13 protein-coding genes and 1 pseudogene (1 of these 14 only partly in view) are annotated in these 16,262 nt (G+C 64.7%); 6 read left to right on the forward strand and 8 right to left on the reverse strand.

What is annotated here, in order from left to right; translation table 11 throughout:
* A protein-coding gene (gene clcA, locus E5E96_RS03060; RefSeq protein WP_171281529.1) for a H(+)/Cl(-) exchange transporter ClcA crosses the window boundary here: on the reverse strand, positions 1-1,351 show its 5' portion. 44 nt of this gene lie to the left of the window's left edge; 1,351 of the gene's 1,395 nt are visible here — the first part of the coding sequence; its start codon is at positions 1,349-1,351; its stop codon lies beyond the left edge, outside the window.
* Between the two features lie 222 nt (positions 1,352-1,573).
* On the opposite strand from clcA, the gene hemL reads away from it, so the two are divergent.
* Positions 1,574-2,860 carry a glutamate-1-semialdehyde 2,1-aminomutase gene (gene hemL / locus E5E96_RS03065; protein ID WP_171281530.1) on the forward strand — a complete coding sequence of 429 codons (1,287 nt, stop codon included), beginning with the start codon at positions 1,574-1,576 and terminating at the stop codon, positions 2,858-2,860.
* Between the two features lie 219 nt (positions 2,861-3,079).
* A complete protein-coding gene (locus E5E96_RS03070; RefSeq protein ID WP_171281531.1) occupies positions 3,080-3,895 on the forward strand; it encodes a hypothetical protein in 816 nt (271 codons plus the stop codon).
* A gap of 48 nt (positions 3,896-3,943) precedes the next feature.
* On the opposite strand, the gene E5E96_RS03075 is transcribed toward E5E96_RS03070, so the two are convergent.
* Both E5E96_RS03075 and E5E96_RS03080 read right to left on the reverse strand, forming a co-directional pair.
* A complete protein-coding gene (locus tag E5E96_RS03075; RefSeq protein ID WP_060390763.1) occupies positions 3,944-4,846 on the reverse strand; it encodes a sulfite exporter TauE/SafE family protein in 903 nt (300 codons plus the stop codon).
* Positions 4,847-5,103: 257 nt separating this feature from the next.
* Positions 5,104-5,826: a phosphatase PAP2 family protein gene (locus E5E96_RS03080; protein ID WP_024945738.1), complete on the reverse strand. Its 723-nt coding sequence runs from the start codon at positions 5,824-5,826 to the stop codon at positions 5,104-5,106.
* Between the two features lie 175 nt (positions 5,827-6,001).
* Here E5E96_RS03080 and E5E96_RS03085 point away from each other — a divergent pair, with 175 nt between their 5' ends.
* Entirely contained in the window at positions 6,002-6,529 is a 528-nt protein-coding gene (locus E5E96_RS03085; RefSeq protein ID WP_043168760.1) for a DUF2937 family protein, read from the forward strand.
* 75 nt (positions 6,530-6,604) lie between these two features.
* Here the strand turns inward: E5E96_RS03085 and E5E96_RS03090 are convergent, their stop codons facing one another.
* Positions 6,605-8,185, reverse strand: a complete 1,581-nt coding sequence (locus E5E96_RS03090) for a response regulator (protein ID WP_045789066.1) — start codon at positions 8,183-8,185, stop codon at positions 6,605-6,607.
* 114 nt (positions 8,186-8,299) lie between these two features.
* Complete coding sequence (locus E5E96_RS03095) at positions 8,300-9,181, reverse strand: LysR family transcriptional regulator (RefSeq protein ID WP_011707270.1); 882 nt, start codon at positions 9,179-9,181, stop codon at positions 8,300-8,302.
* A gap of 156 nt (positions 9,182-9,337) precedes the next feature.
* Here E5E96_RS03095 and E5E96_RS03100 point away from each other — a divergent pair.
* Together E5E96_RS03100 and E5E96_RS03105 are read left to right on the forward strand one after the other, a co-directional pair.
* Positions 9,338-9,688 (forward strand): annotated as a pseudogene (locus tag E5E96_RS03100) (SMR family transporter); the annotation flags it as partial.
* Between the two features lie 152 nt (positions 9,689-9,840).
* Positions 9,841-10,161: an SMR family transporter gene (locus E5E96_RS03105; RefSeq protein ID WP_011707272.1), complete on the forward strand. Its 321-nt coding sequence runs from the start codon at positions 9,841-9,843 to the stop codon at positions 10,159-10,161.
* 97 nt (positions 10,162-10,258) lie between these two features.
* On the opposite strand, the gene E5E96_RS03110 is transcribed toward E5E96_RS03105, so the two are convergent.
* The 3 genes from E5E96_RS03110 to hrpB form a co-directional block, all read right to left on the reverse strand.
* Positions 10,259-10,660, reverse strand: a complete 402-nt coding sequence (locus E5E96_RS03110) for a VOC family protein (RefSeq protein WP_073351598.1) — start codon at positions 10,658-10,660, stop codon at positions 10,259-10,261.
* Positions 10,661-10,702: 42 nt separating this feature from the next.
* Positions 10,703-13,024 carry a penicillin-binding protein 1B gene (gene mrcB / locus E5E96_RS03115; protein WP_016351880.1) on the reverse strand — a complete coding sequence of 774 codons (2,322 nt, stop codon included), beginning with the start codon at positions 13,022-13,024 and terminating at the stop codon, positions 10,703-10,705.
* Between the two features lie 73 nt (positions 13,025-13,097).
* Entirely contained in the window at positions 13,098-15,545 is a 2,448-nt protein-coding gene (gene hrpB, locus E5E96_RS03120) for an ATP-dependent helicase HrpB (RefSeq protein ID WP_171281533.1), read from the reverse strand.
* A 156-nt stretch (positions 15,546-15,701) separates the two neighbouring features.
* Here hrpB and thpR point away from each other — a divergent pair, with 156 nt between their 5' ends.
* Positions 15,702-16,229 (forward strand): RNA 2',3'-cyclic phosphodiesterase, encoded by a 528-nt coding sequence (gene thpR, locus E5E96_RS03125; protein WP_045790981.1) that lies wholly within the window; start codon positions 15,702-15,704, stop codon positions 16,227-16,229.
* Positions 16,230-16,262: the final 33 nt, after the last annotated feature.

Consider the following 16,262-nt stretch of genomic DNA (forward strand, 5'->3'; position numbering starts at 1 on the left):
CGAGCCGTAAAGTTCGCTCGAGGATCTGGGAATAAATCGGGCGGCCCCCCAACCACTGCGCCACCAGGGTCGCACCGACCGTGGTGATCATCATGGGCAGGATCAGCTGATAGTTGTCGGTCATCTCGGTCACCAGCACGATCCCCGTGATGGGGGCACGCACGGTGGCGGCAAACAGCGCGCCCATACCGGCAATGGCAAAGGCGCCGGGTTCGATGCCCAGCTCCGGGAAGGCCGCATGAAACAGGTGGCCAAACACCACCCCGAACAGGGTGCCCAGCGCCAGGGTCGGGGCAAACACCCCGCCCGGTGCGCCGGAGCAGAAACAGACCAGGGTGGCCACCAACCGGATGGAGAAGATGAGGAACAGGGTGGCTATTGCATACTCCCCGCCCATCAGATGGGGGATGAGCTCGGTACCGCCGCCGGTCACCGCCGGGGCAACCAGCGACAGCACGCCGAAGGTCCCCGCCACCAGTGTCCCGATGGCCACGAAACGGTGGCGCTTGTTTTGATGCAGCGCCAGATAACCATCCTGACAGGCCAGCACCAGCTTGTTGAAGACAAAACCCAGCACGCCGAAAGCGGCCCCCATGAAGAGGAACAGCCAGAGCGCCCTGAGGGCCGGCGCATCGTAGTGAGGCAAGCTGATCACCGCCCCCTGCCCCTTCATGTTCTGCAGCATCAGGGTTGCCATGATGGCGGAGATGCCCACCGCCTTGATGGCCAGAAAGGAGTAGCGAAACTGCGGGCGCATCTCCTCCATCACGAACAGGATCCCCGCCAGCGGCGCATTAAAGGCCGCGGCCAGACCGCCCGCCGCCCCGGCTGCCAGCAGGGCGTGGCCATGCTCCTTCGGCAGCCGGAAGATATCTGCCACCATCTTGCCGAGGTTGCCGCCGATCTGCACCGACGGTCCTTCCCGCCCCAGCACCATGCCGGAGCTCAGGGTGCAGATACCGCCGAAGAACTTGACCGGCAACACCCGCCACCAGCGTACCGGGCGCAACTCGTCCATGGCCCCCTCAATCTCGGGAATGCCGGAACCTCCCGCCTCCGGCGCAAAGGTATGGGTCAGGAAATAGCCAATGCAACCCAGCAAGGCGCTGAAACCAAAGCCGAGCAAGCCGAGCTGCCACCAGGGGCGATCGGCCAGCAGGTCGATACGCTGCTGTGCCAGCCAGTGCACGCCGGACTCGAACAGTCCGCAGACCAGCCCGGCCAGGGTGCCGACCAGCGCCGCCAACAGCAGCACCAGCAGGGGCATCTTGTCTTGATGAATGATCCGCCGCAGGACGGGGCCGCGGGGAGGCGAGAGCGGTTCGGAGGAGGAGAGAGCTTGTTGCGACATGAAAAAACCACATTCGTTTGCTGACGGAGGTGACGATCATCCGGCCTGCTGTCCGGCTGCCCAGCACCGGGCCTTTCTGCTATAGTCGGCCCGTTTCATTTAACACGGGGCAGTCCTTGGCCGGGGTCAAGAGCGCAAGCATACTCCAGCGTCCCCTGACTGCCGAGCCGCAATCGGCCACCTGCGCCTGTGTGACGACCAAAATCCCATTAAGGATGATCCATGTCAAAATCAGATCAGCTGTTTGAACAGGCCCGCCAGACCATTCCGGGCGGCGTCAACTCACCGGTCCGCGCCTTCAATGGGGTCGGCGGCACACCCCGCTTCATCGATCACGCCGATGGCGCCTACCTCTATGACGTGGATGGCCAGGCCTATGTGGATTACATCGGCTCCTGGGGCCCCATGCTGCTGGGTCACAATCACCCGGCCATCAAGGCCGCCGTCATCAAGGCGGTGGAGAAAGGGTTGAGCTACGGCGCGCCGACCGAGATCGAAGTGCTGATGGCCGAGAAGGTGCGCCAGATCGTCCCCTCCATGGAGCAGGTCCGGATGGTCAACTCCGGCACCGAGGCGACCATGAGCGCCATCCGGCTGGCCCGCGGCTACACCGGTCGCGACAAGATCGTCAAATTCGAAGGCTGCTACCACGGTCACGCCGACTCCCTGCTGGTCAAGGCCGGCTCCGGCGCGCTGACCCTGGGTCAGCCCAACAGCCCGGGCGTCCCGGCCGACTTTGCCAAGCACACCCTGACCTGCGTGTTCAACGATCTGGACTCGGTGCGCGAAGCCTTCAGCCAGTACGGCAGCGAGATCGCCTGCATCATCGTCGAGCCTGTGGCCGGCAACATGAACTGCATCCCGCCGGTACCCGGCTTTCTGGAAGGGCTGCGCGCCATCTGTGACGAGTTTGGCGCCCTGCTGATCCTGGATGAGGTGATGACCGGCTTCCGCGTCTCCCTGCGCGGCGCCCAGGGCCACTACAACATCGACCCGGATCTCACCACCCTCGGCAAGATCATCGGTGCCGGCATGCCGGTCGGTGCCTTCGGCGGCAAGAAGAAGGTGATGCAGCACATCGCCCCGACCGGCCCGGTCTATCAGGCCGGCACCCTCTCCGGCAACCCGGTGGCCATGGCTGCCGGCCTCACCATGCTGGATCTGCTGCTGGAGCCGGGCCTCTATGAACAGCTGAGCGCCAAGACCGCTCGTGTGGCAGAAGGGCTCAAAGCCGCTGCCGCCAAGCACGGCATCCCGCTTGCCATCAACTACGTGGGCGGCATGTTCGGCTTCTTCTTCACCGACGAGACCGAGGTCACATGCTACGAGCAGGTGACCCGCTGCGACATGGAACGCTTCAAGCGCTTCTATCACCTGATGCTGGAAGAGGGCGTCTACCTGGCGCCAAGTGCCTACGAGGCCGGGTTCCTGTCGCTGGCGCACGGCGACAAGGAGATTGAACACACCCTGGCCGCCGCCGAACGCAGCTTCGCCAAGCTGGCCGGCTAAGCCGTCGCGTGTCGCAAAAGGGCCCTTCACGGGCCCTTTTTCATTGCAGCTTCGGCGCCCTTCGGCCGACCTCGGTACGCCCGATGTTGGTGCAGCATTTGTGCAAGCGGTGCGGCTCTGTCACCAAACGGTGCATATCCCGCCCCTCTGTCCGTCATAAAACGGGCCCACAATTTGCACCCTGCAAGTTGAATGCAAGCCCGTTTGAGCGAGGTATATATGGCGGAAATGAGCCCCATCGATGTGCTGCGGCGCTATCAGGAGTACGAAGCCGAACTGGCCCCCCTGCTACTGGGACTGCTCACGGCATCGCCCGATTCACTCAGCAGTTATCCCTTCATCCTGAACCAGGTACCCAGCCGGGAACCGCTCGGGATCCTGCCACCGGTGCCAGCGCCGCAAGCCCGTTTGCATCTAATCGTGAGAGGCCAGGGCCGTGAGCTGACCCTCTGCCTGAACCAGCTCATCGCCTGGCTGATGGGAGACAGGGAGCGACGCCGGGCCATGCCCTGGTTCAAGGGGGTTTATGTGGTGCTGAGTCTGGCGCTGTTTCTGATCGTCGCGACGCTCATCTGGCACGGGCTGGAGCAGCTCTATCTGCTGCTGTGCGGGGCGCAGCAGAACCGGCTGGGGGCCTTCAGCGCCATCATCTTTCTGACCCTGGCGCTGGCGGTATTCGATCTGGGCAAGACCATTCTGGAAGAGGAAGTGCTGCTGCATAAGGACATCTTTCGCCACAGCGCCATTCGCCGCACCATTACCCGCTTCATCGCCGCCATCTTGATCGCGGTCTCCATCGAGGGGTTGTTGTTGCTGTTCAAAGGGTCACTCGGCCAGAGCGAACTGCTCTGGCCGGCGGTGGGTGTGATGGGGTGCGCCGTGGGGCTGCTGCTGGCCCTCGGCCTCTATGTGTTTCTGGGGGCCAGGGCCGAAGCGGCGCTGGTGCAGGCAAGCCTGCGACCTCTGCCAGCCGGGGTTGTGGCGCCCGCCGCGCCGCCCGCCAAGAAACGTACCTGGTCCAGGAGGTATAGATAACGCCAAAGGCCTGCAATCACCTGCCAGCGCCGACACGCGCCGTACAGGCTAACCAGTGACGCCTGCCAGCCGGGGTTGCAGTTCCCGCCGCGCCGCCCGCCAGGAAGCGTACATGGTCCAGGAGGTATAGATGACGATGAAGGCCACCAGCCATTTGAGCATCGCCATGTCCATGGATTTGACCAGCATGGCCGCCAGCACCACGCCGACAGGGCCGAAGATGGCCACCGCCAGCACCGCCTTGGCGTCGAAGGCCCCCTTGCGGATGAAGGTGCCCGCCGAGAAGACGCTGAGTACGGCGGTAGAGCCCATCATGATGGGAAACGCCGCCAGCGGATTCATGCCGAGCAGATAGACCAGGGTCATGCAGGGGGCGAACAGGCCGATGCCCACGTTCATCAGCACGCCGAAGATGAAGTTGCCGAGCAGCGCGATCCCGAGCTTGTAACCGGTCAGCCCCATGGCATCGCCACCGAGGGGGAACAGCCCCAGCAGGCCCGCAAAGATGAGGCCGGCCACCACCAGCAGGGAGACCGCCATCACCAGCCGGATGGTCTGGCGATCGAACGAGGCGACGTGGCGCGCCCCCCAGGCAGCCCCGGCGGCCGCGGCCACCATCATGCCGATGAGGGTGAGCGGATCCACCTGCACGGCACCGATGAAGATCAGCGACTGGGTGACCGTCGGCAACACGCACTGGCCGTTGAGGGTGCCCGGCAACAGCCGGTCGTCGATCAGCTTGAACTGCTTGTAGCAGGCGGTCTTCACCGCGAAGCTGCCAACCCCTAGAGTATCGAGAAAATTGGCGACAAAACCGATGGCCGCCACCGGCCAGAAGGGGGTCGATTCCAGCGCCCCCTGTTGCCGTTTGTGCCACCAGGCCCGTACCAGCATGAAGATGAACACCAGGGCGCAGATGATGAATATCAGGCGCAAAAGATTAATTAACATACAGAGTTCTCCAGCAACGGGCGGCGATTCTAAGGCAGCAAAAATAAAAAATCTTGGTCAGGATCAAGCATTCAGCCCATGCAAACGATTATCTGGAGAAAGTCATGACGAGCACGCCCGAACGAATCTGCTAATACTTGTCTATGAGGGCCAGCAGGCCTGGGGCCACCGGTGGTAGTCATGGTCATTTCGCGACGACCACAGTCACCGGCGGGAAGTAGCCAAAAAGAAGGCCGGTATGCACCGACCTTCTTTTTTTATTGCTGACTCGCCGGCGTTTTGCCCGCCAGCCACTGCCAGCCCGGCAGGCGTGGCAGTCGCCGGGCGATCCAGCCGATCAGCGCATCCGACAGCCCGGTCAACAGCAGCAGCGGCAGACAGAGCAGGGTCAGCGACAGGGCCCCCACATAGACATCCGTCAGCCAGTGAGCACCAGAGAGAATGCGGGGCGCCGAGAACAACGGCACCATCAGCAGCGCGGTCACCCCGGCCCAGCGCGGTAGATGGCGTAGGGCAAAGCCGGCGAAGATCATCAGGAACAGGGCGTGATCGCCGGGAAAACTGTCGCTGGAGGAGTCCTTGGTCGGGATCCCGCTGAGCTGGGTCACCCGCAGCGCGTCCGTCACCGTCAGGGTCGGGCTCGGCCGGCTGACCGGCAGCAGATGACCGAACTGGTTGATCACCAGGGCCCCCAGCAGCATGACGAGCCCCATGGCCACCAGCCGGCGGCGTCCCTGATCGTCCGCACACCAGAAGCAGCGAGAGAGGATCAGCCCCATGCAGGAGAGTACCGCCAGATCGAACAGCCGGTTGTTGGTCACGGCCACCAGATCGGCCCACCACTGGGCCTGACCCAGCCAGCCATTGACCAGATGGAAGACAGCGAGATCCCACTGATCCCAGGGGCCGTGATCGGGCAGAGCGGCCCAACTGATGGCGATGAGACCACCCAACAGATAACAGGGTATAAATTTGCGCATACGGACTCTCCTCCCCGAAAAATGGGGCCGTATTTTAAAGCATAAAAAGCGTGACGTGAATCACACAAACGAGGGAGGAAAGGGTCATGTCCACTATCCGGAAAGCCGGCGCGTCCCCTGCCGGCTTGGCCTGTTGCAGCCTTGCGGCTAGTATGGAGTCCCTCTATTTCGCGAGATGACGAGAGCTATGCGCAGCTACCTTCGGATGATGCTGTTTGCCCTGGGCCTGCTGGCCGGCGTGCAGATCCCGGGTCTGATCGACCTCTACTACCAGCGGCTGGATGCCCGCCTGCAGCAGGCCAGCCTCAGCCTGGCCCCCTTTCAGGAGACGGCGGACCAGCATTTCAACGGCGATCTGACGGCCCTGGTCAACCACTACCGCACCAATCCGGATCCGGTATTCGCCAAGGATGCCGCCAGCCTGCAGCTGCTGGTCAGCCAGCGCCAGACCCTGCAGCAGGAGAGCGTCTACAAGCACCATCCCTGGTACCGGCAACTCTCCCACCTGCTGCTGCGCGCCGAGCCCCAGCTCTGGCAGGATACCCTGCAAAACTACAGCTACGTGGTGCCGCTCAAGCAGGCCGCCATCGTCTGCGGCATGGCGGCAGGCCTGCTCGCAGCCCTGCTTGGCGATCTGCTGCTCAGCCTGGTATTGCTGCCGTTTCGCCGGCAGCAGCCCCGCACACGCTACGCGCCGCGCTGACGAGATCGACCCGGTGGCGCAGGCAGCCAGAAACAACAAAGGGGCCGTTGGCCCCTTTGTTGTTTCCGTTCGGTGTCACAGCTCGTATGGCAGCCGCGACTGGCTCACCAAACGCTGGAGCGCCTGCACCACCTGGGGATCGAACTGGCTGCCGGAGCGTGACAGGATATATTCCATGGTCTGGGCCAGTGACCAGGGCTCCTTGTAGGGCCGCTTGCTGAGCAGGGCATCGAACACGTCGACCACGGCCACGATGCGGGCCGACAGCGGGATCTGCTGGCCGGCCAGCTGCTCCGGGTAACCCTTGCCATCGAAGTGTTCATGATGGCCGCGAGCAATCTCGGCCCCCAGAGACAGATAGCTGGTGCCCTCCACCATCTCCCCCGCCTTGTGCAATATGCTGGCACCGATGTCCGCGTGCTGCTCCATGATGAGCCGCTCATCCGGTTCGAACCGGCCCGGCTTGTGCAAGATGTGGTCCGGCGTGCCCACCTTGCCCACGTCGTGCAGTATGCTGGCCATGCCGATCATGTCGACGAAACCCGGCGTCAGCTCGTCGGGATAGGCCCCCGCCTGCTGCAGCTCGGCCACGATGGCATCGGAGAGCTTCTGCACCCGCAGCACGTGATCGCCGGTATCCGAATCGCGGAACTCCGCCAGCGCCGCCAGCGCCACCACGGTCGCCTCCTGGGCACGCAGCAGCTGGTTGTAGAGATAGAGGTTGTCGTACGCCGCCGAGATCCGCTGGCAGAACACGTCCAGCAGATCGCACTCGAGCGGGTCGAGCGGCTGGGTGGGGGTGAAATTGAGCACGAACTCGCGCCCGTTCTGGGCCGCGATATAGAGCGCATCCTGGGGATGCTCGAAGCGGTTGCAGCGATTGGCGAGCGCACTCATCACCGAGTCGTGCAGGGCCGGGAAGGCGCTGAGCGGCACATCGCTCAGCAGGGATTCATAGTCGCCGGTGGCCGCCAGGATCTCCAGCTCCTGCGAGCCGGGGCGGCGTTCGGCGCAGATGGCGCCTTCGGTGCCCACGTCGAGAATGGCGCTGATCTGCTTGAGCACGCCGGAGGCAAATTCCCGCAGCGAGTGCAGATGATAGAGATCCCCCGCCCCCTCCAGTATCTTGCCGAGCCCCTGCCGGCTCTTGTCGATGGCGCAGAGGGTCTCGTAGGAGCGCAGGGAGGCAATGACGGTGGTATAGAGCTTCTGCACCGTCAGCTCGGTCTTGGTCTTGTAGTCGTTGATGTCGTAGTCGAGGATCACCCGCTGCTCCGGGGCCTGCCCCGGTTGGCCGGTGCGCAGCACGATGCGCACCAGGCTGTTATGCATCTCGTTGCGGATCTGGTGCACCAGCCGCAGGCCGGCATCTTCGGTCTCCATCACCACGTCCAGCAGGATCAGGGCGATGCGCGGATTGGCCAGCAGCATGCGGGCCGCTTCGGCGCCGCTGTAGGCGTTGAGCAGTTCAAGCGGGCGGGATTTGTACTGAATGTTGGAAAGTGCCAGCCGGGTGGCATGATGAATGTCCGGCTCGTCATCCACGATCAGCACCTGCCAGGGGTTGATCGCCTTGGTCACCACGGCCTCATCGTCATCCAGCTCGATGATGTCGTCATCCAGCCAGAGCTCGTCCTTGTCTTGGGCACTGCTCATATCGTTCACGCCTCCAGGCGCTGCATGAGGGTACTGACAGTATGTACCATCAGGCAGTGATGGATCACAAGCCCCTGCACTTGCCCCCCTCATGCCCGCCCGGCGCCGGCCGGCTTATTCGAACGGTTCGAGATAGGCCTGGATTGCCTTCCTCAGCCACGCCAACACCTTGCCGTGGTAGGCATTTTCCGACAGATAGACGCCGTAGTCGCGCCACTGCAGGCTGAACTTGTGCTTCAAAGTCAGCAGCTCCCCTTGCCGCAGCTGGCTCTGGATCAGCGGCGACGGCAGCACGGCCCAGCCGAGGCCGTCGAGCACCGCATCGCGCATCAGCTCGAAGCTCGACAATCCGATGTGGTGGCCGCCGATGGGCAGCAGGCTCTTGACCGAAAATTCATCCACATAGGAGAGGGTGACCTGGGTATGGCCAGTCAGATCCTGCTGCAATACCCGCTTCAGACTCGCCAGCGGGTGGCTCGGGGCCACCACCATCAGGGTGCGGATCGGGTTGAGCACCTCGATGTTGAGGCCGCTGCGCTCCTGCTCCTCGGTGATGAGGCCGAAGGCGGCATCGACAAACCCCTCCTCCACCAGCGCGGGCAGCTCCGGCGGCGAGGCCAGCACCAGCGAGATGCTGGTGCCGGGAAACTGGTGGCGCAGCGCCCCCAGCATCTCTCGCCACACCGCCTCGGGAATGGCGTCATCCCGCGCCACCCGCAGCGCCACCTCGGCGCCGGAGGCGTAGTGTTCGCACTTGAGCTTGAGGCTGTTGGCGGCCTGCAGCAGCCGCTTGCAGTCATCCAGCACCTGCTCGCCGATTTCGGTCAATCGGCTCTGGTTGGCACCTCGTTCAAAAAGTTCGACGCCAAGCTCAACCTCCAGCGCCGCTATCGCCGTGCTGACTGCGCTGCGACTCTTGCCAAGCCGGCGTGCCGTATTGGCAATGGAGCCACTGCTGGCTGATTCCACAAAGAGTTGTATCTGGTAGAGCTTCATGATCTGGGTCGTGAGCAGGGTATCCGATATTCACCTTACCTTGCCCCCTTCTAGCAAGGCAAACCGTCAGCGTCTGAATTGTCGACGCTCAGCGATTCTGCCGCCTGAGCGAGCTGCGGCTATCATGGTCCCGTCGCAGTAACAAAAGGACATTTTATGTTATTCAATCGCATGCTCCTGGCCCGCATCTTCCTGACGGGCGCCATCCTGACCGAGGTAGCGGGGACCTCCAGCATGGCCATGATCCCGGAGAACGAGGCCGGCTGGCTCAACTATCTGCCGATGTGGCTGCTCATCTCCTTCTCCTATCTGTTGTTGGCCAAAGCCGCCAAAACAATCTCCATTGGTATTGCCTTCGCGCTCTGGGAGGGGCTGGGGATCGCGCTGATCACCGTCGTCTCCGTGCTGTTCCTCGACTACCACCTGAATGCTCAGGAGTTGATCGGACTGGCGCTGGCCATAGTGGGTATTGTTCTGGTGACAATGGGTGAAACCCATGACGAACCGACCACAGGCACCGGCAGCATCCGCCGTCTTGGTACTGCCCATGACAAACCGGCCGCAGATACCGGCAGCCTCCGCCACCTTGCCACAGCCCATGACAAACCGGCTGCAGGAACCAGCAGTACTCGCAGCCTTGGCGCTGCCAAGGAGGCCGTATGCACCCGCTGATCATCGTACTGGGGGCGGCCCTGCTGGATATCGGCGCCAACATGGCGATCAACCGCTCGGTTGGTTTTCGTCACAAAGGCTGGGGATTTCTCGGCATCCTGCTGGTGCTGTGTGCCTTCACCCTGCTGTCGGAAGCGGTGAGCACCGGCAAGATCGATCTGGCCGTGGCCTATGCCACCTGGGGTGCCATCGGCATCCTGGGCACCGCCCTCGGCGGCTTGCTGCTGTTTGGCGAGCGACTCAAACCCATCGGCTGGGTCGGCATGCTGGTGATGGCCGTCGCGGTGACCCTGCTCACCACCGCCTGATCGCCCCTCACGCACTGCTCACCATGAAAGAAGCCGCCCGGCTAACCGGGCGGCTTCTGCTCTTTATGGGGCAATGCGGGCTCACGGCGAGTCTGCCTCAGCGGCTCGCTTCGTAGAGCTCCAGCGGCAAGCCGTCGGGGTCGGCGAAGAAGGTAAAGCGCTTGCCGGTCAGCTCATCCACCCGCACCGGCTCCACCTCGATACCATGGCCCTGCAGATGGGCGATGACCCGGTCGAGCTCAGCGACTCGAAAGGCCAGGTGGCGCAAGCCGCACGCCTCCGGCCGGGAGGGGCGCGGCGGTGGCGCCGGGAAGCTGAACAGCTCCAGCTGGCTGCCGTCCGGCAGCGCCAGATCCAGCTTCCACGACTGGCGCTCCTCGCGCAGCGTCTCGGCGATGATGGGCAGCCCCAGCACCTGATGGTAGAAGTGGCGCGAGCGCGCATAATCGCTGGCAATGATGGCCACGTGGTGGATGGCATCGAACAGGGGATGTGACATAAGCTCTCCGGGCAAGCGGGCAGCCTGAGCTGCCCGCTGCGGTCAGTTGAAGAAACCGTTGAACCAGTTGTCCAGCGCATTGGCCGGGCTGGACACCGGGCTGGCGCAGCCCATGGGCTCGGCCAGCCCGGCCAGCTTGGCCGGCACCTGCAGACTGCCCGGGCAGTCGCTGGTGACCCGGGTGCCGCTGGCGCGGGAGAAGCTGGCCCAGCTCACCCCTTGCGGCATGTTCATGGCCAGGCTGTTGACCCCACGCTGACTCATGTAGCCGCTGAACAGCTGCAGGGCACCGCTGGCACCGGTCAGGCCGGCCGGGGTGTTGTCGTCGCGACCGACCCAGATGCTGACCAGCTCGTTGTTGTCGAGCCCGGTGAACCAGGAGTCGCGCAGCTCGTTGGTGGTGCCCGTCTTGGCCGCCATTGTGGCGCCGGGGAACTTGGCACCGAGCGCGCGCGCCGTGCCCTGGCTCACCGTCTTGGTCATGGCAAACAGGGTCAGCCAGCTGGCCTGCTCATCGGTCACCCGCTTGGCTGCTTCGTCATGCTGATAGAGCTTGCTGCCGTCGCTGTTGACCACCGCCCGGATCGCCGACAGCGGCTGGGTCAGCCCCTGGTTGGCGATGGGCAGGTACATCTGGTTCACCTCCATCGGCGAGAGCGCCACCGCCCCCAGCACCAATGAGGGATAGGGCTGGATTTCCTGCTCCACCCCCAGCTTGTGCAGGGTGTCCACCACCTTGTCCAGCCCCACCTGCAGCCCCAGATTGACGGTCGGCACGTTGAGAGAGCTGGCCAGCGCATCCATCAGCGGCACGCTCTGGCGGAACTTGCGATCGTAGTTTTGCGGGGTCCAGATCTGGCCATCCTTGCCGCGAATGCGGATCGGCTGGTCCTTGAGCGGCGTGCCCAGGGTCAGGCCGTTGGAGAGGCCGGTCAGGTAGACCGCGGGCTTGACCAGGGAGCCTATCTGGCGACGGGCATCCAGCGCCCGGTTGAAGCCGGCGTAGCGCGGATCCCGGCCGCCCACCATGGCCACCACCTCGCCCTTGTGCCAGTCGGAGACCACCATGGCCGCCTCGAGCTTCTTCTTGCCGCGCAGCTTCTCGATCTGGGCCAGACCCGACTCCACCGCCTGCTCGGCGGCGTGCTGGGCAATGGGATCCAGACTGGTGAAGATCTTGAGGCCGGACTGCTTGAGCAGATCCGGACCGAAGCGGCTCTGGATCTCCCGCTTGAGCAGGCCCATGAAGGCCGGGGTGCGGCCATAGCTCATCTGACCGCGGGTAATGATGCCGAGCGGCTGCTTGCTGGCGAGCTCATACTCGGCTGGTTGCAGGCTGCCGTGATCCATCAGCAGCTTGAGCACCAGATCACGGCGCGCCTTGGCCCGCTCCGGGAAACGCCAGGGATCGTAATAGGAGGGCCCCTTCACCATGCCCACCAGCAGGGCCACCTGATCGATGTCCAGCTCATTGACCGGAATGCCGAAGTAGAAGTAGGAGGCAAGCCCGAAGCCATAGACCCCCTGGGAGAAGTTCTGCCCCAGATAGACCTCGTTGAGATAGGCCTCCAGGATCTCGTCCTTGCTGTAGCGATAGTCGATCAGCACCGCCATGTAGGCTTCCTGCGCCTTGCGCCACAGGCTGCGCTCCCGGGTCAGGAAGAAGTTCTTGGCCAGCTGCTGGGTCAGGGTACTGCCGCCCTGCACGGTGCGACCCGCCAGCAGGTTGGCCGCCATGGCGCGCATGATGGCCACCGGCGAGACGCCGCCGTGCTGGTAGAAGTCGCGATCCTCGGTGGTGAGCAGGGTGATCAGCAGGCTGTCCGGCACCTCGGCGATGCGCACCAGCAGACGGTCCTCCCGATCCTCGGTGTTGAGGCGATCGAGCAGCACCGGGTCCATCTGGGCGTAGCCGAGCTGACGCTGGTTCTCGAGCGACTGGATCCCCTCCAGCCGCGCACCGTTGAAGGTGAGGCGCAGGCCGCGGGCGGCATCGGCCCCGTCATGGAATTCGAATGGCCGGCGGATAAGCTCGATGCGGTTGCCGCTCACTGCATACTCGCCCGGGGTATGGGGCTGGCGCACCTGCTTGTAGCTCAGCATGTTGAGCTCGCGCAGCATCTGGGCCTGGGAGAGGCGCTGGCTGGGATAGAGTTCCAGCGGCCGGCTGTAGACCATCACCGGCAACTGCCACTTCTCGCCGTCGAAGCGTTCACGCACCTTGGTATCGAGGTAGATGCCAAACACCACCATGAAGGCCGCTCCCACCAGGGAGAGCTTGAAGCCCAGCCAGAACAGCGTGCGCCAGATGGTGCGTTTGGGCGCCGCCTTCTTGGGGGTGCGCTTGCGTCGTTGCGTTGCCATAAATCCTCTTTGCTTTCCTTTCTACTTGTTATGTCGCATTCGCGAACGTCCGATCAGACTTGGCCAATCGAACCTACAATCCCATCTTCTTCTTGGTGACCCTGGTCGGCATCGCTTCCAGCGGATTGTCCGGCCAGTAGTGGCGGGGGTAACGTCCCTTCATCTCTTTTTTCACCAGCTCGTAGGAGCCGGCCCAGAAAGCGGCCAGATCGGCGGTGATCTGCAGCGGCCGCTGAGCCGGGGAGAGCAGCTCCACCACCAGCGCCACCCGGCCATCGGCCACGCACGGGGTCGCAGCCTGGCCGAACATCTCCTGGATGCGCACCGGGATCACCGGCGCCTGACCCGGCTGATAGCGGATCCGCACCCGGCTGCCGGTCGGCGCGCTAAAGTGGCCAGGTAGCGCCTCGTCCAGCCGCTTAGGTAATGGCCAGGGCAGAGACTGGCGCAGGATGTCGCTCATATCGAGCTTTTTCAACTGCTCCAACCGGGTCATGCCGCTCACCGCCGGCAGCAGCCACTGCTCCAGGTCGGCCAGCAGGCTCGCCTCGTCCATGGCCGGCCACCCTTCGTCGGGCAACCAGTCACGGGCGCAACGCAACCGGGCCAGCAGCCCCTCGCTGGCGTCATCCCAGGGCAGCACATGCAGCCCCTTGCGCCGGATGCCCTGCAGCAGGCAGCGCCCCTTCTGTTCATCGGAGAGATCGGTCAGCGGCCGCTGGCTCAGCACCAGCTCGCCGAGCACCTGCTGGCGTTCGGCCCGCACCCGCTCCTCACGCTCGTCCCAGTCGAACCACTGGCGCTCGCTCACCAGCTCGGGCAGCTGGCGCACCAGCTCATCCAGCTCCACCGGCTCGGCGATGAAGATGCGGCTGCCACGCTCGTTCTGGCCCATCTCGATGGCAATGAGCGCCCCCTGCCCCTGACAAGGGTGACCTTCTACCAGATCGCAGCTCACCCCGCCACTGAGCTGATAGCGGCTGCCGCTGCGCAGTTTACCGATGCGATCGGGCCAGGCGAGGGCGCACAGCAGCCCCAACCATTGCCCCTGCGCACTGGCGGGGCGGGCGCCGAGCCGCTCGAACCAGCGCGCCGCACTCTGGCGCAGGGCCCCCTGGCGGCGGTGGAACAACACGGAGAGGCGCTCCGATCCTCGCAGATCTTCTTCCAGCAGCGCCACCAGGAAAGCCGCATCGGCGACAATCCCTGTCAGACCCTCCGTCTCCAGCTCGCGCGCACGCAGCAGCATGCGGGCAAGCCGGGGATGGGTACCGAAGGCCGCCATGGCGCGGCCGGCCGGGGTAAGTTGTTGCTCACCCTCCGGCTTCATGGCACCGAGGGCCACCAGCAGCCGCTGGGCGCTGGCCACGGCGGCGGCCGGCGGCATGTCCAGCAGCGGCAGCTCTTCGACCTTGGCCCCCCACTGGGCGGCGTCCAGCAACAGACCGGTCAGCTCCTGGGTGAGGATGTCCGGCGGGCTCTGCTCGGCGAGGCGCTCCTGCACCTCGCTGCTCCAGAGCCGGTAGCAGACACCGGGGCCGAGACGACCGGCGCGGCCCGCCCGCTGGGTGGCGGAGGCTTTGGCGATGGGGCGGGTCTCCAGCCGGGTGACGCCGCTCTTGATGTCGAAGGAGGCGCGCCGCTCCAGCCCGCTGTCGACCACCACTGAGATCCCCTCGATGGTGAGCGAGGTCTCCGCCACATTGGTGGTGAGCACCAGCTTACGGCGCCCCGCAGGTGCCGGCTCGATGGCCGCCTGCTGGGCCGCCATGTCGAGGCGGCCGTAGAGGGGGGCGAGGGTCACCTCGTCCGGCAGCCGCCCTTCCAGCCACTGCGCCAGCCGCTCGATCTCCCCCTGGCCCGGCAGGAACACCAGCAGGCTGCCGGCGTGGGCGGCCAGCGCCTCCAGCACCACGGCGCCGACCTGGGGCTCCAGCCACTGCTGGCGATTGGCGGGGCGATAGTGGTAGTCGATGGGAAAACCGCGCCCCTCGGAGCGAACCACCGGGGCCTCCGGCAAAAGCCGCTCCAGCGCCATGCCATCCAGGGTGGCGGACATCACCAAGAGCTTGAGATCATCGCGCAATCCCTGCTGGCTCTCGATGGCGAAGGCCAGCGCGGTATCGGCGTGCAGGCTGCGCTCGTGGAACTCATCGAAGATGACCAGGGAGACGCCGGTGAGCTCGGGATCCTGCTGCAGCATCCGGGTCAGCACCCCTTCGGTAACGATCTCGAGCCGGGTGGCTGCGCTGGTGCGGCTTTCGCCGCGCACCCGCAGACCGATGCGCTCGCCCACCTTCTCCCCGAGCTGGCGCGCCAGAAAGCCGGCGATGTTGCGCGCCGCCAGACGTCTGGGCTCCAGCATGATGATGCGGCCGGGCAGCCGGTTTTGGCGTACCAGCTCCAGCGGCAGCAGGGTCGATTTGCCCGCGCCGGGCGGCGCCTGCAGGATCACGCTGGCATGGTTGTCGATGGCGGCAAAGAGTGCGGGCAGCACCGACACTATGGGGAGGGAAGACAAAGGGATCTGCACCTTCTTGTTGCAAGTCGTAAAGCGGCGCCTATTCTGCCACAGCCAGGCTGGCCACCGTGAGCGGATGTCGGCCGGCGAGACAGGATGCAGTGGCTGCCCTAGAATGGGCCACCCTGTCTGCGTGAAAGAGGCATGCTCACCCGAATGGCCAAACTCTTCTTTGCCCTGCCCGCCGAGGCGCTGGCACCCGATCTCGTCGCCTGGCGCGACCAACTGCCCTGGCCGGGTCAACCGGTGCCCGCCGCCAATCTCCACCTGACGCTGGCCTTCCTCGGCGAAGCGGATCAGCTCACCACCACCCGCCTGATGGCCGCCGTCGAGCGCCAGCACTGCCCGCCGCTCACCATAGCGCTTAATGAAACTGGCTGGTTCGGCCGCGCCAAGGCCGCCTGGGTCGGCCCGACGGAGTGGCCCAACGAGCTCACCGTGCTGGCCAGGGCGCTGCGTCGCCACGGCGAGAAGCTGGGACTTGGCAACGGCGAGCAAGGTTATCGCCCCCACATCACCCTGTCGCGCAAGGCGAGCGAACCGCCGGCGCTGCTGCCCGCCCCCGATTTCGTGCTGCAGGCCGACCGCTTCTGCCTCTATCAATCCCTCTCCACCCCGGACGGGGTGCGCTACGAGCCCCTCGCCTGCTGGCCGCTGCGGGCCAGAGAGAAAATGGCATCCTGACCGGCGGCCATGCCCAGACTCATCGATTAAGAG

The organism is Aeromonas sp. 1805 (genome assembly GCF_013085525.1).
Taxonomy (GTDB): domain Bacteria; phylum Pseudomonadota; class Gammaproteobacteria; order Enterobacterales; family Aeromonadaceae; genus Aeromonas; species Aeromonas hydrophila.

Bases quoted from the DNA above. Each gene is read 5' to 3' on its own strand.
- E5E96_RS03090 (WP_045789066.1), bottom strand. From the start codon at position 8,185: ATGAGCAGTGCCCAAGACAAGGACGAGCTCTGGCTGGATGACGACATC.
- mrcB (WP_016351880.1), bottom strand. From the start codon at position 13,024: ATGGCAACGCAACGACGCAAGCGCACCCCCAAGAAGGCGGCGCCCAAA.
- E5E96_RS03105 (WP_011707272.1), top strand. From the start codon at position 9,841: ATGCACCCGCTGATCATCGTACTGGGGGCGGCCCTGCTGGATATCGGC.
- E5E96_RS03085 (WP_043168760.1), top strand. From the start codon at position 6,002: ATGACGAGAGCTATGCGCAGCTACCTTCGGATGATGCTGTTTGCCCTG.
- thpR (WP_045790981.1), top strand. From the start codon at position 15,702: ATGGCCAAACTCTTCTTTGCCCTGCCCGCCGAGGCGCTGGCACCCGAT.
- E5E96_RS03075 (WP_060390763.1), bottom strand. From the start codon at position 4,846: ATGTTAATTAATCTTTTGCGCCTGATATTCATCATCTGCGCCCTGGTG.
- E5E96_RS03080 (WP_024945738.1), bottom strand. From the start codon at position 5,826: ATGCGCAAATTTATACCCTGTTATCTGTTGGGTGGTCTCATCGCCATC.
- E5E96_RS03110 (WP_073351598.1), bottom strand. From the start codon at position 10,660: ATGTCACATCCCCTGTTCGATGCCATCCACCACGTGGCCATCATTGCC.
- E5E96_RS03070 (WP_171281531.1), top strand. From the start codon at position 3,080: ATGGCGGAAATGAGCCCCATCGATGTGCTGCGGCGCTATCAGGAGTAC.
- E5E96_RS03095 (WP_011707270.1), bottom strand. From the start codon at position 9,181: ATGAAGCTCTACCAGATACAACTCTTTGTGGAATCAGCCAGCAGTGGC.
- hemL (WP_171281530.1), top strand. From the start codon at position 1,574: ATGTCAAAATCAGATCAGCTGTTTGAACAGGCCCGCCAGACCATTCCG.